Annotated in this window: 21 protein-coding genes; 9 read left to right on the top strand and 12 right to left on the bottom strand. The window is 66.9% G+C overall.

Features of this window, described 5'->3' with window-relative positions:
* Window positions 1–251 precede the first annotated feature (251 nt).
* From AC1DNF_RS26570 to AC1DNF_RS26585, 4 genes are all read right to left on the bottom strand, one after another.
* The gene (locus AC1DNF_RS26570) at window positions 252–1,457 is read right to left on the bottom strand and encodes a branched-chain amino acid ABC transporter substrate-binding protein (RefSeq protein ID WP_478151647.1); all 1,206 of its coding nucleotides are present in this window, start codon (window positions 1,455–1,457) and stop codon (window positions 252–254) included.
* A 126-nt stretch (window positions 1,458–1,583) separates the two neighbouring features.
* Window positions 1,584–2,054 carry a hypothetical protein gene (locus AC1DNF_RS26575; protein ID WP_478151648.1) on the bottom strand — a complete coding sequence of 157 codons (471 nt, stop codon included), beginning with the start codon at window positions 2,052–2,054 and terminating at the stop codon, window positions 1,584–1,586.
* Complete coding sequence (locus tag AC1DNF_RS26580) at window positions 2,054–2,491, bottom strand: DNA polymerase III subunit chi (RefSeq protein WP_478151649.1); 438 nt, start codon at window positions 2,489–2,491, stop codon at window positions 2,054–2,056. The genes AC1DNF_RS26575 and AC1DNF_RS26580 overlap by 1 nt, the downstream gene beginning before the upstream one ends.
* Window positions 2,488–3,984 carry a leucyl aminopeptidase gene (locus AC1DNF_RS26585; protein WP_478151650.1) on the bottom strand — a complete coding sequence of 499 codons (1,497 nt, stop codon included), beginning with the start codon at window positions 3,982–3,984 and terminating at the stop codon, window positions 2,488–2,490. Before AC1DNF_RS26585 ends, AC1DNF_RS26580 begins: the two co-directional genes overlap by 4 nt.
* 22 nt (window positions 3,985–4,006) lie before the next feature.
* Here AC1DNF_RS26585 and lptF point away from each other — a divergent pair, with 22 nt between their 5' ends.
* The 6 genes from lptF (at window position 4,007) to AC1DNF_RS26615 (ending at window position 9,028) form a co-directional block, all read left to right on the top strand.
* Window positions 4,007–5,113 (top strand): LPS export ABC transporter permease LptF, encoded by a 1,107-nt coding sequence (lptF, locus tag AC1DNF_RS26590; protein WP_478151651.1) that lies wholly within the window; start codon window positions 4,007–4,009, stop codon window positions 5,111–5,113.
* Window positions 5,110–6,219, top strand: a complete 1,110-nt coding sequence (gene lptG / locus AC1DNF_RS26595; RefSeq protein WP_478151652.1) for an LPS export ABC transporter permease LptG — start codon at window positions 5,110–5,112, stop codon at window positions 6,217–6,219. Before lptF ends, lptG begins: the two co-directional genes overlap by 4 nt.
* Before the next feature lie 5 nt (window positions 6,220–6,224).
* Window positions 6,225–6,593, top strand: a complete 369-nt coding sequence (locus AC1DNF_RS26600; protein ID WP_478151653.1) for a sirohydrochlorin chelatase — start codon at window positions 6,225–6,227, stop codon at window positions 6,591–6,593.
* 63 nt (window positions 6,594–6,656) lie between these two features.
* Window positions 6,657–7,598, top strand: a complete 942-nt coding sequence (locus AC1DNF_RS26605; RefSeq protein WP_478151654.1) for a CysB family HTH-type transcriptional regulator — start codon at window positions 6,657–6,659, stop codon at window positions 7,596–7,598.
* On the top strand, window positions 7,595–8,761 hold the full coding sequence (locus AC1DNF_RS26610) for a pyridoxal phosphate-dependent aminotransferase (protein ID WP_478151655.1): 1,167 nt from the start codon (window positions 7,595–7,597) through the stop codon (window positions 8,759–8,761). Before AC1DNF_RS26605 ends, AC1DNF_RS26610 begins: the two co-directional genes overlap by 4 nt.
* A gap of 108 nt (window positions 8,762–8,869) precedes the next feature.
* The gene (locus AC1DNF_RS26615) at window positions 8,870–9,028 is read left to right on the top strand and encodes a DUF3309 family protein (RefSeq protein ID WP_478151656.1); all 159 of its coding nucleotides are present in this window, start codon (window positions 8,870–8,872) and stop codon (window positions 9,026–9,028) included.
* A gap of 96 nt (window positions 9,029–9,124) precedes the next feature.
* On the opposite strand, the gene hrpA is transcribed toward AC1DNF_RS26615, so the two are convergent.
* Window positions 9,125–12,910: an ATP-dependent RNA helicase HrpA gene (hrpA, locus tag AC1DNF_RS26620; RefSeq protein ID WP_478151700.1), complete on the bottom strand. Its 3,786-nt coding sequence runs from the start codon at window positions 12,908–12,910 to the stop codon at window positions 9,125–9,127.
* A 145-nt stretch (window positions 12,911–13,055) separates the two neighbouring features.
* On the opposite strand from hrpA, the gene argA reads away from it, so the two are divergent.
* On the top strand, window positions 13,056–14,402 hold the full coding sequence (argA, locus tag AC1DNF_RS26625; protein WP_478151657.1) for an amino-acid N-acetyltransferase: 1,347 nt from the start codon (window positions 13,056–13,058) through the stop codon (window positions 14,400–14,402).
* Here argA and AC1DNF_RS26630 read toward each other — a convergent pair.
* Genes AC1DNF_RS26630 through AC1DNF_RS26650 form a run of 5 tightly spaced genes read right to left on the bottom strand, consistent with a single transcriptional unit; the run spans window position 14,389 to window position 21,178 of the window.
* Window positions 14,389–15,432, bottom strand: coding sequence for a Zn-dependent oxidoreductase (locus AC1DNF_RS26630; protein WP_478151658.1), 1,044 nt, complete (start codon window positions 15,430–15,432; stop codon window positions 14,389–14,391). The two genes, argA and AC1DNF_RS26630, sit on opposite strands and share 14 nt — an antisense overlap.
* Before the next feature lie 43 nt (window positions 15,433–15,475).
* The gene (manD, locus tag AC1DNF_RS26635; protein WP_478151659.1) at window positions 15,476–16,684 is read right to left on the bottom strand and encodes a D-mannonate dehydratase ManD; all 1,209 of its coding nucleotides are present in this window, start codon (window positions 16,682–16,684) and stop codon (window positions 15,476–15,478) included.
* A gap of 49 nt (window positions 16,685–16,733) precedes the next feature.
* Window positions 16,734–18,593, bottom strand: coding sequence for a TRAP transporter large permease (locus AC1DNF_RS26640; RefSeq protein ID WP_478151660.1), 1,860 nt, complete (start codon window positions 18,591–18,593; stop codon window positions 16,734–16,736).
* Window positions 18,594–18,630: 37 nt separating this feature from the next.
* Entirely contained in the window at window positions 18,631–19,650 is a 1,020-nt protein-coding gene (locus tag AC1DNF_RS26645; RefSeq protein ID WP_478151661.1) for a TRAP transporter substrate-binding protein, read from the bottom strand.
* A gap of 49 nt (window positions 19,651–19,699) precedes the next feature.
* The gene (locus AC1DNF_RS26650; RefSeq protein ID WP_478151662.1) at window positions 19,700–21,178 is read right to left on the bottom strand and encodes a mannitol dehydrogenase family protein; all 1,479 of its coding nucleotides are present in this window, start codon (window positions 21,176–21,178) and stop codon (window positions 19,700–19,702) included.
* Between the two features lie 169 nt (window positions 21,179–21,347).
* Between AC1DNF_RS26650 and AC1DNF_RS26655 the strand changes: the two genes are divergently transcribed.
* Window positions 21,348–22,109, top strand: a complete 762-nt coding sequence (locus AC1DNF_RS26655) for a GntR family transcriptional regulator (RefSeq protein ID WP_478151663.1) — start codon at window positions 21,348–21,350, stop codon at window positions 22,107–22,109.
* A gap of 18 nt (window positions 22,110–22,127) precedes the next feature.
* Here the strand turns inward: AC1DNF_RS26655 and AC1DNF_RS26660 are convergent, their stop codons facing one another.
* Window positions 22,128–22,580, bottom strand: coding sequence for a GAF domain-containing protein (locus AC1DNF_RS26660; protein ID WP_478151664.1), 453 nt, complete (start codon window positions 22,578–22,580; stop codon window positions 22,128–22,130).
* A gap of 183 nt (window positions 22,581–22,763) precedes the next feature.
* On the opposite strand from AC1DNF_RS26660, the gene AC1DNF_RS26665 reads away from it, so the two are divergent.
* Complete coding sequence (locus tag AC1DNF_RS26665) at window positions 22,764–22,928, top strand: FmdB family zinc ribbon protein (protein ID WP_478151665.1); 165 nt, start codon at window positions 22,764–22,766, stop codon at window positions 22,926–22,928.
* Window positions 22,929–22,958: 30 nt separating this feature from the next.
* Here the strand turns inward: AC1DNF_RS26665 and AC1DNF_RS26670 are convergent, their stop codons facing one another.
* Complete coding sequence (locus AC1DNF_RS26670) at window positions 22,959–23,603, bottom strand: nucleoside/nucleotide kinase family protein (RefSeq protein ID WP_478151666.1); 645 nt, start codon at window positions 23,601–23,603, stop codon at window positions 22,959–22,961.
* Window positions 23,604–23,625 lie beyond the last annotated feature (22 nt).

Raw genomic sequence — 23,625 nt, forward strand, 5'->3', positions numbered from 1 at the left:
GATCACGAAGGCTTCGCGGTTCATGGCCCGCTCGCCCTGCTCGGCACCGCCTTCTATCCGGTTCTTGTCCATCGGCTCGCAGCTTCGCTCCGCGCTTCCTCCCCACACTCGGTCGCCCTGATGCAGTTGCGCTTCGCTTCGTTCGCTGTRATCAACTTACGGGAGGACTTGCACCTCCGGGAGTGCGCCCATGCTGGGCGCACCATGAAAAAAGGCCCCGAGGGGCCTTTCTTGTTCGACGCAGGGGCCGGTCAGCGCACCACGGCGATTTGCGTGCGCACACCGCCCTTGTACGTGTAGAGCGTCAGCGCGCCGTTCTTGATGTCGCCCTTTTCGTCGAAGGCGATCGGGCCGGTCAGACCCTTGTACTGGATCTTGCTGAGCTCGGGCAGATACTTCTCCGGCTCGGCGGAACCGGCCTTCTGCATCGCGGCGGCCAGCACTTCGACGGCGTCGTAGACGTACGGCGCATAGATCTGCACGTCCACGCCGTTCTTTTCCTTGAACTTCGCCTTCCAGGCATCCAGCGGAGCCTTGAAGTCGCCTTCGACACCGCCCGCCTCGGCGCAAACCACCATGTCTTCGCCGATGGCATCGCCGGCCAGCTTGGCCAGTTCGCCGGTGCACAGGCCGTCGCCGCCCATGAACTTGACGTTCATGCCGAGCTGCTTGACCTGCTTGAGCATCGGGCCGCCCACCGCGTCCATGCCGCCGAAGAACAGCACGTCAGGCTTGACGCCCTTGAGCTTGGTCAGGATGGCGTTGAAGTCGGTGGACTTGTCGGTCGTGAACTCGTGGCCGACGATGGTGCCGCCGGCGGCCTTGGCGGCCTTCTCGAACTCTTCGGCGACGCCCTGGCCGTAGGCGGTGCGGTCGTCGATCACGGCGATGTTCTTGCCCTTGAGCGTTTCGACGGCGTACTTGCCCAGCGTGCCGCCGAGCTGCGTGTCGTCAGCCACCACGCGGAACGTGGTCTTGAAGCCCTGGCGCGTGTACTTGGGGTTCGTGGCCGACGGCGAGATCTGGGGAATGCCGGCATCGCTGTAGATCTTCGATGCGGGGATCGTTGTGCCCGAATTCAGGTGACCAACGACGCCGTTGACCTTGCTGTCGACCAGCTTCTGGGCCACCGCGGTGCCCTGCTTCGGATCGGCTGCGTCGTCTTCGGCCAGCAGCTCGAACTTGGCCACCTTGTCGCCGATCTTGAAGTTCGAGGCGTTGAGGTCCTCGATGGCCATGCGTGCGCCGAACTCGTTGTCCTTGCCGAGGTGGGCAATGGCGCCGCTGGTCGGCGCAACGTGACCGATCTTCACCACCAGTGCATCTGCGGGAGGTGCTGCTGCCGGTGCAACGGCTGCCGTGGGTGCGGGAGCCGCAGGAGCCGCAGCTTCTTCTTTCTTGCCGCAGGCCACGAGTGTGAGAGCAGCCAGTGCGACCGCAGTCCATTTCAATTGCATGGGGAACCTCCAGAACATTGAGATAAGTAGAGTTTGAAAACCGGTCTTCCGATCCGGGCGCAAGCACTGAGCAAGTATCGCGCCGAGGATGCATAGCGCCTCCGCGCTTTCGACCCGGGGCGCAGTTTAGCCCAAGCTTTGTGCATCGAAGGGTGGCGTAGACCCTGGGTTTTCCGAAAGCTCGCTGGCCAGCGCCTCGCTCACCAACGCCCGCAAGATGACCTCGATCTCGTGGCGCAAACGAGGGATCATCGAATCGAGGTGATGCTGAACGGCAGCTGACACCGCATCGCTGAGTTTCTCTTCAAGCGACAAGTCGATGCGCTGAAGAACGCGGTGCAGCAACTGCTCTTCGAGCCGGAAGGCCTCGGCTTCCGTGAGCTGGGCCTGGGGGCTCAGCGCGATGGCCTGCGAGGGCTCGATCGCCGCCGCCGCCCCGGCCTCGACGGCCCGCGCCTCGCTTCTCGCTTGCGACGGCACATAGCTCGCGGGCGGAGTGGCCGGCGCGCCGTCGCCGGCTTGCGCCCGCGACGGCATCTCGAGCACCGTCGTCAGGGTGGGGACAAAGCGTGGCGGCGTGCGCGGTGTGGTGGCCATCACTGATGGCCCTGCGCGAAGTCGTGCCGCCGGATCGTATAGCCACGGTCCGCATAGTGCCGCCAGCGCCGGCGGGCGGCGAGCCGGTCGTCATCGTCATTGCTCACGATATCGATGAGGCGCTCGAAGCGCTCGAAACCGGCAGGCAGCTCGGCCCCGAGATTCACGAGCACCTGTTGATGCGGCAGCGGCGTGGCAATGCCTTCGGAGAGCACGACGGGCGAGCGTGCCACCGTGTGCGCCTCGCCGGTGACGCGGCAATGCGCGATGAACTCCACCGGCGAGAAGGTCCAGAGCGAGAGGTCAACCGCATCCAGCGTCGCGGCATCGGCCACCACCACCACGCGCGCCCCCCGGCCGCTGACGGCCTTGCGCAGCAACCGGCAGGCATGGCTCACCTTGTCCGGCGTGTTGAAGTGGAAGTCGATCTCGGTCACTTGGCGGAGGCGGTCTTCCGGGTCGCCTTGTGCGCGGGCGCCCTGGCGACGCCCTTGCCGGCCCGGCCCAGCAGGTAGGTCAGCAGAAGTCCGACCGGCCGGCCCGTCGAGCCCTTGGCCGCCCCGCTCTTCCAGGCCGTGCCCGCGATGTCGAGGTGGGCCCAGGGAAAGTCGGCGGTGAAGCGCTGCAGGAACTTCGCCGCCGTGATGGCCCCGCCGGCGCGGCCCGCGATGTTGGCGACGTCGGCGAAATTCGTCTTCAGGCCTTCGGCATAGTCCTCGTCGAGCGGCATGCGCCAGCAGCGGTCCTGCGCTTCCTCGCCGGCCGCCGCGAGCGCATCCGCCAATGCGTCGTCGCTTGCAAAGAGGCCGCTGCGCACCCCGCCCAGCGCGATCACGCAGGCGCCGGTGAGCGTGGCAATGTCGACCACGGCGGCGGGCGCGAAGCGCTTCGCATAGGTCAGCGCGTCGCACAGGATCAGGCGCCCTTCCGCGTCGGTGTTCAGCACCTCGATGGTCTGGCCGCTCATGCTCGTGACCACGTCGCCCGGCTTGAGGGCACGACCGTCGTTCATGTTCTCGCAGCTCGGGATCAGGCCCACGACGTTCAGGGCAGGCTGGATGTCGCCCAGCGCGCGGAACACGCCCAGTACGCTCGCGGCGCCGCACATGTCGAACTTCATCTCGTCCATTTCGGCCGCCGGCTTGAGCGAAACACCACCGGTGTCGAAAGTGATGCCCTTGCCGACGAGTACCACCGGCGCCTCATCCTTGGGCGCGCCGTGGTAACGCAGCACGATGAAGCGAAGCGGCTGCGCCGACCCTTGGGCGACAGCGGCGAATGCGCCCATGCCAAGCTTCTCCACTTCCTTCGGCCCCAGCACCTCGCACTTGATGCGCGGCAGCTTTTCCAGATCCTTCGCCGCGTCGGCCAGCATCGAGGGCGTGCAGTGGTTGGCCGGGCGGTTGCCCCATTCCTTGGCCAGCTCGATGCCCGCCACCGCGGCTACCGCCTCCTCGAAGGCAGCACGCAGCGGCGTCGCCTCGGTCACGCCGACCGTCAGGTTGCGGATCGTGCGCGGCTCGGGCTTGGACTTGGTGGCGGTGTAGACATAGCTCGCATCCGCGGCCGCGATCACGGCGCAACGAAGAGCCGCGGCGTCCGCCGGCTGCGCGAACACGATGGCGACGCGCTTGGGATCCGTGGACTTGGCCGCATTGACGGCCGCGGTCACGGCCGTGCGGACCGAGGCCGGCTTGGCGTCGCCGACCGACACCAGCAGCACGCGGGGCGCCGTCACGGGTTCGGGCTGGTAAAGCGCGAGCAGCTTGCCCGCCTTGTCGGGCAGGTCCCCGGCCTTGCGGGCCGCGGCGATCAGCGTCGACAGCGGATCCTTGGCGTGGGCGGTTCCGGTGGCCACCAGCACGATCAGCGCATCGGCTTTCTCGGTGACGGCCTGGGCGATGGAGAGTGTCTTGAGTTGGAAGTCCATAATCCTTTTTTTCCCGTTGACGATGTTATTCCATTCCTCTCTACGCAAGGAGCTGTCCCGCAGCTTCGGGGCCACGCTGGTGGTGCTGGCCACGATCGTGATGACGATGATGCTCATCCGCACGCTGGGCTTCGCCGCGCGCGGAGCCGTGAATCCGTCCGAGGTTTTCCTCGTGATGGCGTACACGGTGCTCGGCTACATGCCCTCGATCCTGAGCCTGAGCCTGTTCATCGCCATCGTCGGCACGCTGTCGCGCATGTACGCCGACAGCGAGATGGTGATCTGGTTCTCCAGCGGGCGCGGCCTGGCCGACTTCATCCGGCCGCTGTTCCGCTTCGCCTGGCCGATGCTGGTGCTGATCGCCGTGCTGGCGCTGGTCGGCTGGCCATGGGCCAACTCGCAGATCCAGGGCATGCGCGACCGCTACCAGCAGCGCGGCGACATCGAACGCGTGTCGCCCGGCGAATTCCGCGAGTCGGCCAGGAGCGTTCGCGTCTTCTTCATCGACAAGGACACACCGAACAGCGTCACGGCGTCGAACGTCTTCATCTCGTCGATCGAACGCAACACGCAGATCGTCACCTCGGCGCGCAACGGCCGCATCGAGACCATCGGCGATTCGCGCTACCTGGTGCTGGGCAACGGCCAGCGCCTGGAGCGGCCGCTGCGCAATACCGGACTCAAGATCAGCGAGTTCGAGACCTACGGCACCAAGATCGACAGCGAGGGCGACGTGGTCTCCGAAAACCCCTTGCGCACGCGCACTTCGCTCACGCTCGTGCGGGAGCCCAATGCCCCCAACAAGGGCGAGCTCGGATGGCGCATCGGCATGCTGCTGGCCGCCATCAACTTCGTGATCCTGGCGCTGAACCTCTCCGTCGTGAACCCACGCGTCGGCCGCAGCGGCAGCCTGCTGTTCGCGCTGTTTGCCTTTGTCATCTACTACAACTTGCTCAATCTCGGCGAGAGCTGGGTGGGCGCTGGCAAGTTCAGCCTCGGCGGCTACCTTCTGACGCTGCATGGCGGCGTGATGCTGCTGGGCATCGCCTGGCTGGCGCAGCGCCACTCCAACTGGCACCCCTTCGCGCGCCGCGCCCGCGCCCGGCGCACAACGGAGCCGAACGCGTGAAGACCATCCGACGACTGATCTACGCCGAAGTGCTGAAGGCCATCGCTTTCGTCACTCTCGGGTTCCTGAGCCTGTTCTTCTTCTTCGACTTCGTCGACGAGCTGCAGTCCATCGGCAGGCCCGACAGCCTCGGCTACGGCCCCGCCCAGGCGCTGCTCTATGTCGCGCTGCTGCTGCCCAGCCACCTCTACGAGCTGCTGCCGATCACGGTGCTGATCGGCACCATCTTCGTGATGTCGAGGCTCGCGCAAAGCTCCGAGTACACGATCCTGCGCACGAGCGGTCTCGGGCCCTGGCGCGCGCTGCGAACCCTGCTGCTGCTGGGGCTCGGCTTCGTGGTTCTGACCTTCGCCGTCGGCGACTACATCGCACCGGCCTCCGACCAGACTGCCAACCTGCTCAAGTCACGCTACCAGGGCGCCGTTGCACTGGCCGGCACCACAGGCGCCTGGCTGAAGGAAAAGCAGGGCGAGCAGTCCTATGCGGTCAACGTGAACGCTCTGGATCGCGGCGGCACACTGAAGGATGTGCGCATCTTCGAGTTCGACGACAGGGGCTTCTTGAGCGCGCAGATTACCGCAGCCACCGCGCGCGCAGCGAAGGGCCATTGGACACTCAGCGATGTCGAACGCCAGGAGTACGACACTCGCAGCGCAGCCGGCACGGCCCGCATCACCACGACCCACGCGCCAACCATGGACTGGGCGACCTCGCTCACCAACGAGATGGTGTCGGTCGCGCTTCTGCGCCCCGAGCGGATGCGAACGCTCGACCTGTTCGACTACATCCGCCACCTCGATGCCAACGGCCAGACCGCGCAGCGCTACGAGATCGAGTTCTGGCGCAAGGTGTTCTATCCGCTGTCCTGCCTGGTGATGATCGTGCTCGCCCTGCCCTTCGCGTACCTGCATTTCCGCCAGGCCGGCATCACGACCTATGTGTTCGGCGGCGTCCTGATCGGGATCAGCTTCTTCCTGCTCAACAACGTGTTCGGCTACCTCGGCAACCTGAGCAACTGGTCCCCCTGGATGACGGCTGCCGCGCCCGGCATGATCTATTCGGTGATGTCGCTGGCCGCCTTCAGCTGGCTCGTGCTGCGGCGTTGACGGCCATGGGAGGCATCGTCGGCATTGTGCTGTTCGCCCACGGGTCGCGCGACGAGCGCTGGCGCGCCCCGGTGGAAGCCGTGGCCGCGCGCGTCGCCGCGCTCGATCCAGCGGCCAGGGTCGCCTGCGCCTACCTCGAACTCGTCGCGCCGGACCTGCGTACCGCCGTGGCGCGCCTGATCGACGAAGGGGCGGCCGCGGTGCGCATCGTGCCGCTGTTCCTGGGCATGGGAAAGCACCTGCGCGAAGACCTGCCGCGCCTGCTGGAAGAGTTGCGGGCCCTGCATCCGGCGGTCGATTTTTCGCTCGCCCGGGCCGTTGGGGAGGAGCCCGAAGTGATCGAACTGCTGGCCCGCAAGGCAATGGAATCCTGAGCGCTCGTCAGATTTCATAGACCGGGAAGGCATAATGAACGTCAAATTAAGACGCAATTTGTTATGAATCTTCACCAGTTCAAGTTCGTGCAGGAAGCGGTTCGGCGCAACCTGAACCTGACCGAGGCCGCAAAGGCGCTTCATACCTCGCAGCCAGGAGTCTCCAAGGCCATCATCGAACTCGAGGAGGAACTGGGCGTCGAGATCTTCGCGCGCCACGGCAAGCGCCTCAAGCGGGTGACCGAGCCGGGCCAGCACGTGCTCGCGAGCATCGAGCTGATCATGCGCGAGGTCGGCAACCTCAAGCGCATCGGCGAACAGTTCAGCGCCCAGGACAGCGGCACGCTGTCGATCGCCACCACGCACACGCAGGCCCGCTACGTGCTGCCCGTGCCGGTGGCGAAGCTGCGCGAGGCCTATCCCAAGGTCAACGTCAGCCTGCACCAAGGCTCCCCGGACCAGGTCGCGCGCATGGTGATCGACGAAATCGCCGAAATCGGCATCGCCACGGAGTCGCTTTCCGACTACGCCGAACTCGTGACCATGCCCTGCTACGAATGGCAGCACGTGCTGGTGCTGCCCAAGGATCATCCGCTCGCGGCCAAGGAACGCGTGTCGCTCGAGGACATCGCGGCCGAGCCCATCATTACCTACCACCCCTCGTTCACCGGCCGCACGCGCATCGACCACGCCTTCGCGCAGAAGAAGCTCACGCCGCGCATCGCGCTGGAGGCCATCGATTCGGACGTCATCAAGACCTACGTGCGCCTCGGCCTGGGCGTGGGCATCGTGGCCGAGATGGCCGTGCGCGACGATTCCAACGCCGATCTGGTCGTGCGCCCGATGGGCCACGTGTTCGGCACCAACATCGCGCGCGTGGCCTTCAAGCGCAGCGCCTACCTGCGAAACTTCGTCTTCAAATTCGCCGAGCTGCTGTCGGACCGGCTCGACCGCAACCTGATCGCCAAGGCATTGGCCGGTCACAACCAGGACTACGAACTGTGAGCAACGTTCTCGCACGCACCCCCGTCATCCAGACCAAGCTGCCGACCGTCGGCACGACCATCTTCACCGTCATGTCGGCGCTGGCCGCCGAGAAGAACGCGGTGAACCTCGGCCAGGGCTTTCCGGATTTCAATTGCGACCCCTCGCTGCTCGACGCCGTGACCCGCGCCATGGCCGCGGGCCACAACCAGTACCCGCCGATGCCCGGCATCCTGCCCTTGCGCGAAGCGATCGCCTCCAAGATCGCGACGCTCTACGGCCACGCCTACGACCCGCAGAGCGAGATCACGATCACGGCCGGCGCCACGCAGGCCATCATCACCGCCATCCTTGCCGTCGTGCGCGCGGGGGACGAAGTCATCGTGCTGGAGCCCTGCTACGACAGCTACGCACCCAACATCGACCTGGCCGGCGGCACCGTCGTGCGGGTGCCGCTCACGCCCGGCAGCTTCCGCCCCGATTTCGACAAGATCGCCGCCGCGATCACGCCGCGCACGCGCGCCATCATCGTCAACACGCCGCACAACCCGAGCGCCACCGTGTGGACCGAGGGCGAGATGCGCAAGCTCGAAGAGCTGCTCGCGCCCACCTCGGTGCTGGTGATCAGCGACGAGGTCTACGAGCACATGGTCTATGCCGGCGCGCGCCACGAAAGCGCCGCGCGCTTCCCGGGCCTGGCCGCGCGCAGCTTCATCGTCAGCAGCTTCGGCAAGACCTACCACGTGACCGGCTGGAAGGTCGGCTACGTGGCGGCGCCGGCGCCCCTGTCGGCCGAGTTCCGCAAGGTGCACCAGTTCAACGTCTTCACCGTCAACACGCCGATGCAGCACGCGCTGGCGAGCTACATGGCCGACGCGGCGCCCTATCTCGAACTTCCGGCCTTCTACCAGCGCAAGCGCGATCTGTTTGCGCAGGGCCTGGCGAAGACGCGTCTGAAACTGCTGCCCAGCGGCGGCACCTATTTCCAGTGCGTGGACATCAGCGAAGTCAGCGACCTGGGCGAGGCCGACTTCTGCCAGTGGCTCACGAGCGAGATCGGCGTGGCGGCGATTCCGCTGTCGGCCTTCTACGCGGACGAGTTCGACCAGCGCGTGGTGCGCTTCTGCTTCGCGAAGAAGGACGAAACACTGCAGACGGCGCTCGCCCGGCTGGCGCGACTCTGAGGCGAGCGGTAGGAGAGGCCTGACCGCCGAAGGGCGCCCCTTCCGGCAGGGAAGCGGATATTGGAGGCGCAGCATGGGCACTTCAAATACAACGCCTAGGTGAAGTCCATGTCCCTGTCATTGATCCTGCTGATCGTCCTGATTCTTCTCTTGGTGGGCGCTCTCCCGACCTGGGGCCACAGCCGCTCCTGGGGCTATGGCCCGAGCGGCGGCCTGGGTCTGGTGGTGCTGGTGATCATCGTGCTGCTCCTCATGGGACGCATATAGCCCTGGCGAAAATCGGGGCGGGCCCGACGCCCGTAACCGAAGCATCAAGAAGCCCGCAGCCGCGGGCTTTCTTTTGCCGGCGTCCCGGCCTTCTCTTCAGCTGTCCAACTGGGCCCACAGCTTGTCGAGCCGTTTCACGCTGACCGGCTGAGGCGTGCGCAATTCCTGCGCGAAGAAGCTCACGCGCAACTCCTCCAGCAGCCACCGGAACTCCGTCATGCGCTCGTCGGCCGCGCCCTTGCGCTCGGCCAGCAGGCGCCAGTAGCGCTGCTCCTGCGGCCGCAGCTCCGCCAGCCGCTGGGTGTCGCGCGCGAGATCGGCGCGCAGCTTGTCCAGCCGCAGCGTGATGGCCTTGAGGTAGCGCGCGAAGTGCTGCAGCCGCGCCCAGGGCGTATCGATGATGAAGCGCTTGCCGACCAGCCGCTGCAACTGCTGCGCGGCGTCCTCGGTGGTGGCCGGCTGGATCTTCGTGTCCTTGATCTTGCGCAGCGCCGCCGTGTACTCGACCAGGATCGTGCCCGCCAGCCGCGCGACCTCGTTGGCGATCAGCGTGAGCCGGCCCCGGCCCTCTTCCACCCGCTTCTTGAAGGCAGCCTCGTCGGTCGGCAGCGGCTCCTGCAGGAAGGCGCGGTCCAGCGCCACGTCGATGATCTGCGCGCGCAGTTCCTCGGCCGTGCCGAGCGGCATGTAGGCCACCGCCATCTTCTGCAGATCCGGAAGATTCTTCTCCAGGTACTTGAGCGCGTCCTTCAACTGCAGGGCGAACAGGCGCCGCAGGCCGGCGCGATGCTTCGCCGCCGCCACGGCCGGCTCGTCGAAGACCTCGATCGTCACCGCGTCGCCGCCGTCGAGCAGCGCGGGAAAGCCGATCAGCGATTGCGCGCCGCGCCGCACTTCCATCAGTTCGGGCAGTTCGCCGAAAGCCCAGCTCGTGTAGCGCTGCCCCGCCGGCAATGAGGGGGTGGCGGGCGCCTGCTCGACCGGCCTGGATGCCTGTGGCGCCTGGCCCGACCGCGAGGCCGCGGCGGCTTGCGTCGATGCCTTGACGTTGAGCCCCGCCAAGGCCTGGAAGGCACCGCGCGCCTGCGCGCCGAGTTCCGCCTTCAACGCCCCGAGATTGCGGCCCATGCCCAGCTGACGGCCATGCTCGTCGACCACGCGCAGGTTCATGAACAGATGAGGCGGCAGCATGTCGAGCTTGAAGTCCGCGCGCTTCACGTCCAGGCTGGTGCGGTCGCGCACGCGCTTGAGCAAGGCGTCCGTGAGCGATCCGTGACCGAAGACCTCGGGCGCGGCGAGCAACTCGGCCAACTGCGCCGCCGATTCGGGCAGCGGCACCAGGCGCGAGCGCGGCCGCTGCGGCAGGCTCTTCAGGAGCGCCTGCACCTTGTCCTTCAGCATGCCCGTCACCAGCCATTCGCAGCGCTCGTCGCTCACCTGGTTCAGCACGAAGAGCGGCACCGTGACGGTGAGGCCGTCCTTCGCATCGCCCGGCTCGTGCAGGTAGGTCGCCGCGCAATCCACGCCCCCCAGGCGCAGCGTGGGCGGAAATGACAGCGTCGTGATGCCGGCCGCCTGATGGCGCATCAGCTCATCGCGCGTGAGGAACAGCAGGCGCGGCTGTTCCTTCGAGAGTCGCCGATACCAGCTCTCGAACGTGAGGCCGCTCGACACATCGGCCGGCACCTGGGCGTCATAGAAGGCGTAGATCAGCTCGTCGTCGACCAGCACGTCCTGCCGGCGCGACTTGTGCTCCAGCCCCTCGACCTCGCGCACCAGCTTGCGGTTGGCTTCGAGGACGGGCAGCTTGCTTTCCCACTGCCCGCCAACCAGCGCTTCGCGGATGAAGATCTCGCGCGCGGCCACCGGGTCCACCTTGCTGAAGTCGACGCGCCGCCCGCTGTAGACCACCAGGCCGTAGAGCGTGGCGCGCTCCAGCGCCGCGACCTGCGCGCTCTTCTTTTCCCAGTGCGGGTCCAGCAGCTGCTTCTTGAGCAGGTGGCCCGCGACCTGTTCGAGCCACTGCGGCTCGATGTTCGCGATGCCTCGGCCGAAGAGGCGCGTGGTCTCGACCAGTTCCGCCACCACGATCCAGCGGCCGGGCTTCTTCTTCAGGTGGGCGCCCGGGTGGCGATAGAACTTGATGCCGCGCGCGCCCAGGTAGGCCTCGTCGTCCTCCAGCTTCCAGCCGATGTTGCCCAGCAGGCCGGAGAGCATCGACAGGTGCAGCGGCTCGTAGCCGGCGGGCTCGCTGTTGATGCGCCACTTGTGCTCGGTCACGACCGTGAGCAGCTGCGAATGGATGTCGCGCCATTCGCGCAGTCGACGCACGTTGATGAAGTTCTGGCGCAGCAGCTGCTCGTACTGGCGGTTGCTGAGCTTGTGGCTGTCGCCATGGCCGCCGCGCGCGTCGTGAATCCACTTCCACAGGCGCAGGTAGCCGCTGAACTCGCTTTTCTCGTCGTCGAACTTCGAATGCGCCTGGTCCGCCTGCTGCTGCGCGTCCATGGGCCGGTCGCGCACGTCCTGCACCGAGAGCGCGCTGGCGATGACCAGCACCTCCTCCAGCGCCCCCCGCGTGCGTGCCTCCAGGATCATGCGGCCCACGCGCGGGTCCAGCGGCAGCCTGGCGAGTTCGCTGCCCATCGCCGTCAGCTCGTTCGCGTCGTCAACCGCGCCCAGCTCGTTGAGCAGCTGGTAGCCATCGGCGATCGCCCGCCGCTGCGGCGCCTCCAGGAAGGGAAAGCGCTCCACGTCGCCCAGGTGCAGCGACTTCATCCGCAGGATCACCCCCGCCAGCGACGAGCGCAGGATCTCCGGGTCGGTGAAACGCGGCCGGCCCTCGAAATCCTTCTCGTCGTAGAGCCGGATGCAGATGCCGTCGGCGACCCGGCCGCAGCGCCCTGCGCGCTGATTGGCCGCCGCCTGGCTGATCGGCTCGACCAGCAGTTGCTCCACCTTGCTGCGGAAGCTGTAGCGCTTGACCCGCGCGGTGCCGGCGTCGATCACGTAGCGTGTGCCCGGCACCGTGAGCGAGGTTTCGGCGACATTGGTCGCCAGCACGATGCGCCGGCCGGTGTGGCTGTCGAAGATGCGGTCCTGCTCGGCCGGCGACAGGCGCGCGAACAATGGCAGCACCTCCGCGTCGCGCATCAACGGCTGATGGCTCAGGTGCCGGCGAAGATGGTCCGCCGCCTCGCGGATCTCGCGCTCGCCGGGCAGGAAAACCAGGATGTCGCCCGCGTGGCGAGGGTCGCGCCACAGCTCGTCCACGCCGTCGGCGATGGCGTCATTCAGGTCGTAGTCGCGCGATTCCTCGTAGGGGCGGTAGCGCTGCTCGACGGGGAACATCCGCCCCGACACCATGATCGTCGGCGCCGGCCCCTTCGCCGAAGCGAAGTGCTGCGCGAAGCGCTCCGCATCGATGGTGGCCGAAGTCACGATCACCTTCAGGTCCGGCCGGCGCGGCAGGATCTCGCGCAGGTAGCCCAGCAGGAAGTCGATGTTGAGCGAGCGCTCGTGCGCCTCGTCGATGATGATCGTGTCGTAGGCCTTCAGCAGCGGGTCGGTCTGCGTCTCGGCCAGCAGGATGCCGTCGGTCATCAGCTTGACCGAGGCGTCGCGCGACAGCCGGTCCTGGAAGCGCACCTTGAAGCCGACCACCTCGCCCAGGGGTGTCTTCAGCTCCTCGGCGATGCGCTTGGCCACCGACGAGGCGGCGATGCGGCGCGGCTGGGTGTGGCCGATCAGGCGGCCCTTGCCAGGCGGCGCGTTCATCTTGCCGCGGCCGAGGGCCAGGGCGATCTTGGGCAGCTGCGTCGTCTTGCCCGAACCGGTCTCGCCGCAGACGATCACGACCTGGTTGGCCTCGATGGCGGCCATGATCTCGTCGCGCCGGGCCGACACCGGCAGGGATTCAGGAAACTCGATTCGAAGGGAAGTCAAAGACAAGGCGTGCAGTTCGGGGAAAATCGCCGATTATCTTGCGCCCGGGCTTCCCGGGTCTTTCGCCCCCCAACGTTCGCCCATGTCCACCGTCTTCAACTTCACCTTCGTCCCCTGGTTTCGCTCGGTGGCGCCTTACATCCACATGCACCGCGGCAAGACCTTCGTGGTCGCCATCGCGGGCGAAGCCATCGCCGCGGGCAAGCTGCCCAACATCGCGCAGGACCTGGCGCTGATCCAGAGCATGGGCGTCAAGGTGGTCCTGGTGCACGGCTTCCGGCCGCAGGTCAACGAGCAGCTGCGCGCCAAGGGCCACGAGGCGAAGTACTCGCACGGCATCCGCATCACCGACGAAGTGGCGCTCGACTGCGCGCAGGAGGCCGCCGGCCAGCTGCGCTACGAGATCGAGGCCGCCTTCAGCCAGGGCCTGCCCAACACGCCCATGGCGGGCTCGACCGTGCGCATGATCTCGGGCAACTTCATCACGGCGCGGCCGGTCGGGGTGGTCGACGGGGTGGACTTCCAGCACTCGGGCCTGGTGCGCAAGGTCGATGCCACGGGCATCCGCCGCACCCTCGACTTCGGCGCCATGGTGCTGATGTCGCCCTTCGGCTTCTCGCCCACCGGCGAGGCCTTCAACCTCACGATGGAAGAGGTCGCGACCAGCGTGGCGATCTCGATCCAGGCCGACAAGCTGCTCTTCCTGACCGAGATCCCCGGCATCCCGCTCGACACCAGCCGCCCGATCAGCGAGGACAACCCCATCGACACCGAGCTTCCGCTCGACACCGCAAAGAAGCTGCTGCTGGCGCTGCCGCCGCCGCAACGGCCGACGGACACCGCCTTCTACCTGCAGCACTGCGTGAAGGCCTGCGAGGCCGGGGTCGAGCGCAACCACATCCTGCCCTTCTCGGTGGACGGCTCGCTGCTGCTGGAGGTGTACGTGCACGACGGCATCGGCACCATGGTGATCGACGAGAAGCTCGAGTCGCTGCGCGAAGCCACGGCCGATGACATCGGCGGCATCCTGCAGCTGATCGAACCCTTCGAGCGCGACGGCACGCTGGTCAAGCGCAGCCGCACCGAGATCGAGCGCGACGTCGGCCAGTACTCGGTGATCGAGCACGACGGCGTGATCTTCGGCTGCGCGGCGCTCTACCCCTATCCGGAAGCGAAGACGGCGGAAATGGCGGCGCTCACGGTGTCGCCGCAGTCGCAGTCGCAAGGCGATGGCGAACGCATCCTCAAGCGCATCGAGCAGCGGGCCAAGGCGATGGGGCTGGAGAGCATCTTCGTGCTCACCACGCGAACGATGCACTGGTTCCTGAAGCGGGGCTTCCAGCAGGTCAACCCGGACTGGCTGCCCGACGCGCGCAAGCGCAAGTACAACTGGGACCGCAAGAGCCAGGTGCTGGTCAAGAAGCTGTAGCCGCCTCGCCGAAGTCCAGCAGCACCTTGCAGCTGTAGCGCGGATTGCGCTCGGCGATGTCGAAGGCGCCGGCCACGTCGCGGAAGTCGACCTTGTGGCTGATGATGCGGCCGGGGTCGACCAGCCCGCGCTGGATCCAGTCGATCACGGTCGGGAACATCGCGCAGTTCAGGCGCGAGGCGTAGAGCGTCAGCTCCTTCTTCGTCAGCTCCTGCTGGGGAATCGCGGAAGGCGTCGAGGAAAAGCCGAGCACGCCGATGCGCCCCGCCGGCGCCGCGATGCGCACGGCCTCCTCGAGGATCGAGGGATGGCACACGGCGTCGTAGATCAGGGTGGGCCCGCCTTCGACGCCCCGCGCGAGCAGGGCTTGCGCAAGGGGCTCGCGCGAGGTGTTGATGATCTCGTCTTCCGCCGCGCCGCAGGCAAGCGCCAGCGCCAGCCGCTCGTCGAAGTGGTCGGTGATGAAGGCGCGAATGCCGTGGACGCGCTTGAGCACCTGCATCAGGTTGAGCCCGACCGGTCCGGCACCGTAGATCAGCGCGACGTCGCTCGGGAACACGCCGGTGCGATGGGTGACGTTCGCCGCCACCGCGAAGGGCTCGATCACCGATGCGCTGGCATCGGCCAGTCCCTTGGGCACCACGTAGGCATTGCCGGCGGGCGCGCAGGCGTACTGGCTGAAGCCGCCGTCGCGATGCACGCCGATCACCTGCAGGCGGCTGCACACGTTCTGGCGCCCGATGAGGCAGGCATGGCACTGGCCGCAACTGATGACCGGGTCCACCACCACCGTCTCGCCGATGCGCGAGGCGCTGACGCCGGCGCCGACCGATTCGATGCGGCCGACGAACTCGTGGCCGATGACGCGCGGATACGAGACGAAGGGGTTGTGCCCGTGAAAGATGTGCAGGTCGGAGCCGCAGATGCCCGCATAGCGCACGCGCACGCGCACCTCGCCGGCTTGTGGCTCGGGCATGGGCCGCTCGCGCAAGGCCATGCTGTTGGGTTGATCGACGACGACGCTCAACATGATGAAAGCTTCCTGTTGGTTTGAAATGCGGTGGAGAGGCGGCTCACCAGTTCCACATCGAGCCGTCGCCCAGGCGTGCCACCGGCAGGTAGGCGCGCTCGTACGGATACTTCGCAGCCAGCGCCTCGTCGATGTCGACCCCCAGTCCGGGGACCTCGTCCATCACCAGATAGCCGTCCTCGAAGCGGTAGTTGTGCGGGAAGACCTCGTCCGTGAGCGGCGTGTGCGGCATGAGCTCCTGGATGCCGAAGTTGGGCACCCACAGGCCGAAGTTCACGGCGGCCGCCATGCACACCGGCGAGAGGTCGGTCGCGCCGTGGAATCCGGTGCGCACCTGGTGCATCGCCGCGAAGTCGGCGATCCGGCGCACGTGGGTGATGCCCCCGGCGTGCGTGATGGTCGAGCGGATGTAGTCGATCAGCTGTTCGCTGATCAGGTCCTTGCAATCCCAGATCGAATTGAAGACCTCGCCCACGGCCAGCGGCGTGGTGGTGTGCTGGCGGATCAGGCGAAAGGCCTCCTGGTTCTCGGCCGGCGTGGCGTCCTCGATCCAGAACAGGCTGTAGGGCTCCAGCTCCTTGCCGAGCCGGCCGGCCTCGATGGGCGTCAGGCGATGATGGGCATCGTGGAGCAGATGCGTCTCGAAGCCGACCGCCTCGCGCACCTTGCGGAACAGCTCCGGCGTGTGGCGCAGGTAGAGCGATGTGTCCCACGGCTCCTCGGGCGGCAGGCCCTTCTCGGCCGGCTCGTAGAAGCCCTTGACCTTGCCGACGCCGTAGGTCTTGGCCAGGCCCGGCACGCCCGACTGCACGCGTATCGCCTTGAAGCCCTCCTCGGCGTGTTTCTGCACGGCCTCGATCGCCTCGGCGTGGTCGCGGCCGTTGGCGTGGCCGTACACCATCAGGCCGTCCCGGCTCTTGCCCCCGAGCAATTGATACACGGGCATGCCCGCGAGCTTGCCCTTGATGTCCCACAGCGCCATGTCGATGGCGGCGATGGCCGTCATTGTGACCGGGCCGCGCCGCCAGTAGGCGCCGCGGTACAGGTACTGCCAGATGTCCTCGATGTTGCGCGGGTCGCGGCCGATGAGGCACGGAAAGACGTGTTCGTCGAGATAGGACTTGACGGCCAGTTCGCGGCCGTTGAGCGTGGCGTCGCCCAGGCCGTGGACGCCTTCGTCCGTGACGATCTTCACCGTCACGAAGTTGCGGCCAGGGCAAGTGACGATCGTCTGGATGCGTTCGATCTTCAATTCAGTCTCCAGGAAGGAAGTAGGGGTGGTGGCCGGCCGCTGCTCGTGCCTACAGGAAGCCGACCGAGAACCAGGGCACGAACACCAGCAGCAGAAGCGCGACGAACAACGCCGCCATGTGGGGCCAGACGCGCGGCATCGCGACGTCGGGCGATACCCGGCCGATCGCGCAAGCGGCATAGAAGCCGACGCCGAAGGGCGGCGCGAACAGCCCGAGGCCCATCGCGAAGATCACGACCATCGCGTAGTGCACCTCGTTGACGCCGACGAGCTTGGCGATCGGAAACAGCAGTGGCCCGAACAGCACGATCGCGGGGATGCCTTCGAGCAGGCTGCCCAGCACCACGAACGCCAGGGCGGAAACCAGCAGGAAACCCATCTTGCCGCCCGGCACCGCGGTCATGAACCTGACCAGGTCTTGCGCGAAGCCCGACTGCGTCAGCGCCCAGGCCATGGCGGTGGCGCAACCGACGATCAGCAGGATCGCGCCCGACAGCGATGCCGTGTCGAGCAACATCGGGTAGATGCGGCGCCAGTCGAACTGGCGGTAGATGAAGAGGCCCGCGAGCAAGGTGTAGAAGATGCCGATGGTCGACACCTCGGTGGCGGTCGCCACGCCCTCGACCACGGCGGTGCGGATGATCACCGGCAGCGCGAGCGCCGGCAGCGCCACCAGCAGCAGCTTGCCGATCTGCCCCCGCGTCGCCTTGGTCACGCCCGTCATGTCTTCCCGGCGCGTCTGCCACCAGACGACCAGGGCCATCAGCACCAGGCCGACCACGGCCGGCATCAAGCCGCCGACGAACAGCGAGGTGATCGACACCCCCGTCACCGAGCCGACCGTGATCAGCACGATGCTCGGCGGGATGGTCTCGGACATCGCGCCCGACGCCGAGAGCAGGCCGATCAGGTCGCCCTCCTTGCTGCCGCGCTTCTTCATCTCCGGGAACAGCGCCGGCGCGACCGCGGCCATGTCGGCCGCCTTGGCGCCGGAGATGCCCGACACGATGTACATGGCGCCCAGCAGCACGTACTGCAGGCCGCCGCGCACATGCCCGATCAGGCTGACCAGGAAGTTGATCATGGCGCGGGCCAGGCCGGTCATCTCGATCAGGGAGCCCAGGAAGACGAAGAGCGGCACGGCCAGCAGGATCAGGTGGGACATGCCTTCCTGCATGCGGTTGGGCATGATCGACATCGGCGTGGTGGTCGAGAACGCCAGGTAGGACATGGTCGCCAGGCCGAAGGCGAACGCGATGGGCACGCCGATCACGATGCAGCCCACGAGCATCAGCAGGAAGAAGATCACCAGGTTGAGATTGCCCAGGCCGACCAGCATCGGCGACAGCAGCCACAGCCCCGCGCCACCCAGCGCCACGGCGCCGCCGGCGACCGCGATCTGCTTCCAGCTCGCCAGCTCGACCAGCCGCCCCACGGCGGTCACCATCATCAGCACGGCGCCCGTGAACACCGCGCCCGCGCGCCAGCCTTCGCTGATGCCGAGCACCGGCGTCGAGACCTCGATCTCCTCGTGCCAATGGTCCCAGGCCGGCCCGGCCAGCATGACCAGGAACGCGACCACCAGGCACATCCCCAGCGCGTCGAGCCAGGCGCGCCTCGCGGGCGCCAGGTCCTTGACGAAGGTCGTGAGATGCATGTGGGCGGCACGCCTCAATGCGATGCACGATCCGAGCATTGCCAGCCACAGGAACAGGATGCTCGCGAGCTCGTCCGTCCAGGTGATTGGCGCATGCAGCGCGTAGCGCGAGAAGGCACCGCCTCCCAGGATGAGAATCTCGGCCACCACGATGGCGGCGGCGGGAACTTCGGTGACCCATGCCAGCAACCGGTCGAACCAGCGCGAGGTGGCAGGCGGGACGATATCGAGCGGGTCGACGGTGGACTGCATGGCGCGTTCCTGATCGTTCGTGGCGGGCTGTCAGGCGTCAGACGAGCTTGCCCGAGTACTTCTCGAGCTTGGCCCAGGCCTCGTCGCCGTACTTGCCCTTCCACTCGGCGTAGAAGGCCGCGCTCTTGAGCATCTCGCGGAACGGCGCCGGATCGGGCTTGTTGAAGATCACGCCCAGCTTGGTCAGTTGCGCCTGCGCGTCGGCGTTGAGCCTGGCGATGTCCTCGCGCTGCTTGAGGGCCGCTGCGTTGAGGTTCTTCGAAAGCGACTCCTGGACCTCCTTGGGCAGGGCCTGCAGCTTCTTCGCGTTGCCGAAGATGAAGTGGCCATCCCAGGTATGGGCCGTCAGCGAGCAGTACTTCTGCACTTCGTAGAGCTTGGCGCTCTGGATCAGTGCCAGCGGGTTCTCCTGCCCATCGACCACCTTGGTCTGCAGCGACGAGTAGAGCTCGCCGAAGGGAATCGCGGTGGGAGATGCGCCCAGCGCCTTGAACATCGAGATCCACAGCGGGATGCCCGGCACGCGGATCTTGAAGCCCTTGAGGTCGGCCGGCGTCACGATCGGCTTGCTGGCGGACGTGATATTGCGATAGCCGTTGTCGAGGCACTTCTCGTAGGCATGGAGGTTGACCTTGACCAGCGCGGCTCGCACATAGGCGCCGAGGTCGCCGTCCATCGCGGCCCACACCGCGTCGTAGTCCTTGAACGCGAACGCCACACCGTTGATGCCGGCGGTCGGCACCAGCGTCTGCAGGTTGGTGCCGGCGGTGGACATGATGTCGATGGCGCCGGCGCGCGTCTGCGAGATCATGTCCGGCTCGCTGCCGAGCTGGCTGGTCGGATAGACCTGCAGGTCGACCCGACCGCCGGTCTCCTTGCGGATCGCTTCGGCTGCCTCCTTGATGCGCAAGGTCCCCGGGTGGTCGGCCGGGAAGGCCGTGCCGTACTTGAGCTTGATCTCGCTTTGCGCGAAGGCGAAGCGGGTCGGCAAGGCGGCCGCCGCGCCGGTGGCGGCGATGGCGGCGGCGAACTGGCGGCGAGTGGGCGCGAAAGTCATGACGGTGTCTCCGGTAAGTCTTGTGATGGGGTTGGTCGGAATGTGCGATTCAAGGGGCCAGCAGCGCCGTCATGCCACCCTGGCGCAGGGTGGACAGGTGCCGGGCCAGACGGGCGACGAAAGCCGGCGGCCAGGGCTCGCTGCCGAACACGGCGCCGTGCGCCAATGCGGCGTTCGCCGCGTCGGTGTCGTTGGCGGCCTGCCTCACGCGAGCGGCGAGCGCCGCGGCGCCCGGGTCGCTGATGAGCAAGGCTTCGCCGCTGTCGCCGCGCCCGGTGGCAAGGTAGTGCAACCAGGCCGCCACCGCGCGCTCGAGCTGCGGGCGTTCCACGCCGGCGGCCAGGCTCTCGCGCAAGGCGGGCAGCCAGCGCACGGGCACTTTCTGGGTGCCGTCCATGGCGATCTGCTGCGTGCGATGCGCCAGCGTCGGGTTCTCGAAGCGCCTGAGCAATTCGTGGCAGTAGGCGAGCACGTCGTATCCCGGCGGGGCCGCGACGGTCGCGCGCAGATCCTCCAGCATCAGGCGGCGAGCGAAGCCGCCCACCAGCGGATGCGCCATGGCGTCGGACACGGTCTCCAGTCCACACAGCTGGCCTGCGTAGGCGAGCGCCGAATGCGTGCCGTTGAGCAGGCGCAGCTTCATCGCCTGATACGGGCGGACGTCGCCGGTCAGCAAGGCGCCCGCGTCCTCCCAGGCGGGTCGAATGCCGGCGAAGCGGTCTTCGATCACCCATTGGGTGAAGGGCTCGCAGACGATCGCAGCCTCGTCGCGCAGGCCGAGCCGCGCGGCGGCCGCATCCAGGGAGGCAGGCGTCGCCGCCGGCACGATGCGATCGACCATGCTGTTGGGGAAGCCGATCTCGGCTTCGATCCGGCGAGCGAGCTTCGCATCGACCGCGTCCGCATACTGCACCAGCAGCTTGCGCAAGGTATTGCCGTTGCCGGCCATGTTGTCGCAGCACACCAGCGTCAAGGGTGCGCCCGAGGGGCGGCGCTGAATGCCAGCGGCCAGCACGCCGAGCGTGGTTCGCGGCGTCCGCGGATTCGCGATGTCGTGGCGCACGCCGGCGGCGTCGATGTCGAGCTCGGCGGTCGCCGGGTTCTGGCTGTAACCCTTTTCGGTGACGGTGCTGGTCACGATGGCCGTCGCGGGGTCGGCGATGGCCGCGATGACCTGCTCGAGCTCCCTCGGCGCGCACAGCGCGCCGCGCAGCGCGCCGACGACCCGTGTGCGCGCGTCGCCGCCGTGGCGCTCGGTCACGGAGTAAAGATGGTCTTGCGCCGCGAGGGCCTCGGACACCCTCGGGTCGCGCAGGCTCACGCCGACGATGCCCCAGCGAAGGTCGCCCTGCGCGATCACCGCCTCGGTGTAGAGCGCCTGGTGGGCGCGGTGGAACGCGCCCAGACCGAGATGCACGATGCCGCGCCCCAGGCGGGCACGGTCGTAGGCCGGCCTCGCGACGCCGTCATGGAGGCGACTCAGGTTGCCCTGCGAAAGCCGCGAGTTCTGGTCTGTTGCCGAAGGCATCCGTGTCGTCTCCGATGGTTCACCACAGTACCATGGTGGTATGGCACGATGAGGCGAGTCTAGAAGCCACATGAGGGGCAAAACAGCGGGGAAACCCTGACATTCGGGTCTTTGCCCTGTTCACTACCATGGTGTAGAGTGGTTCATCCCATCAGGAAGTGCCATCCACATGCCCCCCCGCGCCTCAGCCAGTGCCCTCCCCAATGCCGATCAGCCACGCGGCGAAGGTCCCTTGGTCGCCGCGCTGACCGGCTTCAGCCTCGACCCCACGCGCTCCTACACCGCGCAGGTGCACAACCAATTGAGAGAAGCCATCGTGCGAGGCACCCTGCCCCCGCGCACGGCGCTGTCGGAGGCGACGATCTCCAAGTTGATCGATGTGAGCCGCACGCCGGTGCGCGAAGCCCTGGCGCAACTGGCCGAAGAGCAGATGGTGCTGATCTACCGGCAGGTCGGAACGATCGTGGCGCCGGTGCGCATGTCACTCCTGGAAGAAGGCCGCTTCGTGCGCAGCACCCTGGAATGCGCAAGCCATGTGCAACTCGCACAGACCATCACACCCGCGCAACTCGCCGAGTTCGGCCAGATCGTCGAACGTCAGCGCAACGCGGTCCTGAGCGGCGAGATCGACAGGTTTTCCGAACTGGATGAACTGATGCACCGACGCCTGTTCGAGTTTGCGGGTCGCGAACACATCTGGACCATGCTGGAGCCCATCAAGCGCCAGTTCGACCGTGTGCGCTGGCTGCTGCTCGGCCATGTGGCCGGACACGCCGAGCGCGCGCTGAAGGAGCATGAACAGATGCTGGCGCAGATGGCGTCTCGCGACGTGGCAGGTCTGGGTGCGAGCGTCGCATCCCACATCAATCACATCACGGCACACCTGGCGGCGCTGCGCGAGCAGGCACCCGCCAGCTACTTTGCCGACTGAACGAAAGGCCCGGCGGCCTCAAAGTTCCGCCAGGAATGGCGGGAGAATCTCGGCCGCGTGTTGAAGCAGTTCGAACTCCTCGTCAGGCAGGTGCAGGTTCCTCATGTCGAAGTGACTGAGCGTGCCCCAGAGCTGCCCCGTGTCGCGATCGAGCACCGGCACGCTGTGATACGAGATCACGATTCCCCGAAGCGGATGCCCGACCAGCCGCGGGTCCGCGACGGAATTGTCGGTGCGGAAGGCGCCGTCGCGAACCACGAACTGGCAGAAGCTCCGGCTGAACGGCACGACGGCGAGAAAGTCAGGCCGGATCCGACCCGCCTTGTCGTGCAGAAGCACGTTGTGCAGGATCGGTCCGGAAAGCCGGTAGACAGCGCTGAACCGGTGCGGGACGCCGTCATTGAGGTACGCGAGGGCGGCAGCGGCCCCACCGGCATGCAGTGTCTCGGAAACCGCGTCCAGCGTGCGCACGGAGTTCATATGACTTCATCGTAGTGAGCGGCTGTTAGACAGTAATGAGGTTTTCCCTCGCTGTGTTGCCAAAAGCTTCAAAGACTTTCAAAGGAAGCACCATCGTTTTAGGATGAGGCTCCGATGGGCGGGCGGTCGCGGACACGCAGAATGCGCCGCCTGCTCTCACGGTGGAGGAGCGCTATGCCCACATACCAATATCGTTGCCTGAAGTGCGGTGAGGTTTTCGAGCACATCGAACACGTTGCCGAGCACGAAACCGCTCATTTGCGTTGCCCCGGTTGCGGCAGCGAGGACGTCGAGCACCAGCCGACGCAATTCTTCGCCAAGACGTCCAAGAAGAGCTGATAGCGCCTTCACGCCCGAGCCGCGGCGTCCTCAAGCACCATCCCAACGGAAGACGAGCTTCGCATTCGGCCTGGTCGTTGCGATCAGGCGGGCATTCGGTTCGTCGGTCCCGGCGACCCAATCGAGCGCATCCTCCCGGCTGCGGCCGAACTGCTGGTGGCGGCGGGCGAGACGATCCGTCCGCAGATCGTCGTCGACGTCCACATACCAGACGTCGTCGAGCAGCGATGCAAGCTCCGCCCAGGGCCCGCCGTCGAGCAACAAGTAGTTGCCCTCGGTAATCACCAGTTGCGTCCGCGCCAGCACCGGGATGGCGCCCGCCACCGGCTCTTCGATCTCGCGCCGGAACTCGGGCGCATAGACGATTTCCCCGTCGCGCTGCGATCGCAGCCGCCGCAGCATGGCGGCATAGCCCGCGCTGTCGAAGGTGTCCGGCGCGCCCTTGCGGGCGGAGCGCCCGAGCCGCTGCAATTCCACGTTGGCAAGATGGAAGCCGTCCATCGGGACCACCTGGGACACCCCGGGAAAGGCGTCGTGAAGGGCCGCCGCCAGCGTCGACTTGCCGGAACCGGGCGGGCCGACCAGGCCGAGCAACTTGCGCTCGCCGCTCATCAAGAGCTCACGCACGCGCGCGAGGTAGCGCTCGGGGACAGTGGGAAGAAGCTTCGAGTTCATCATGTCGGTTCGTATCGGCAAC

The organism is Variovorax sp. 01T432, assembly GCF_056398605.1.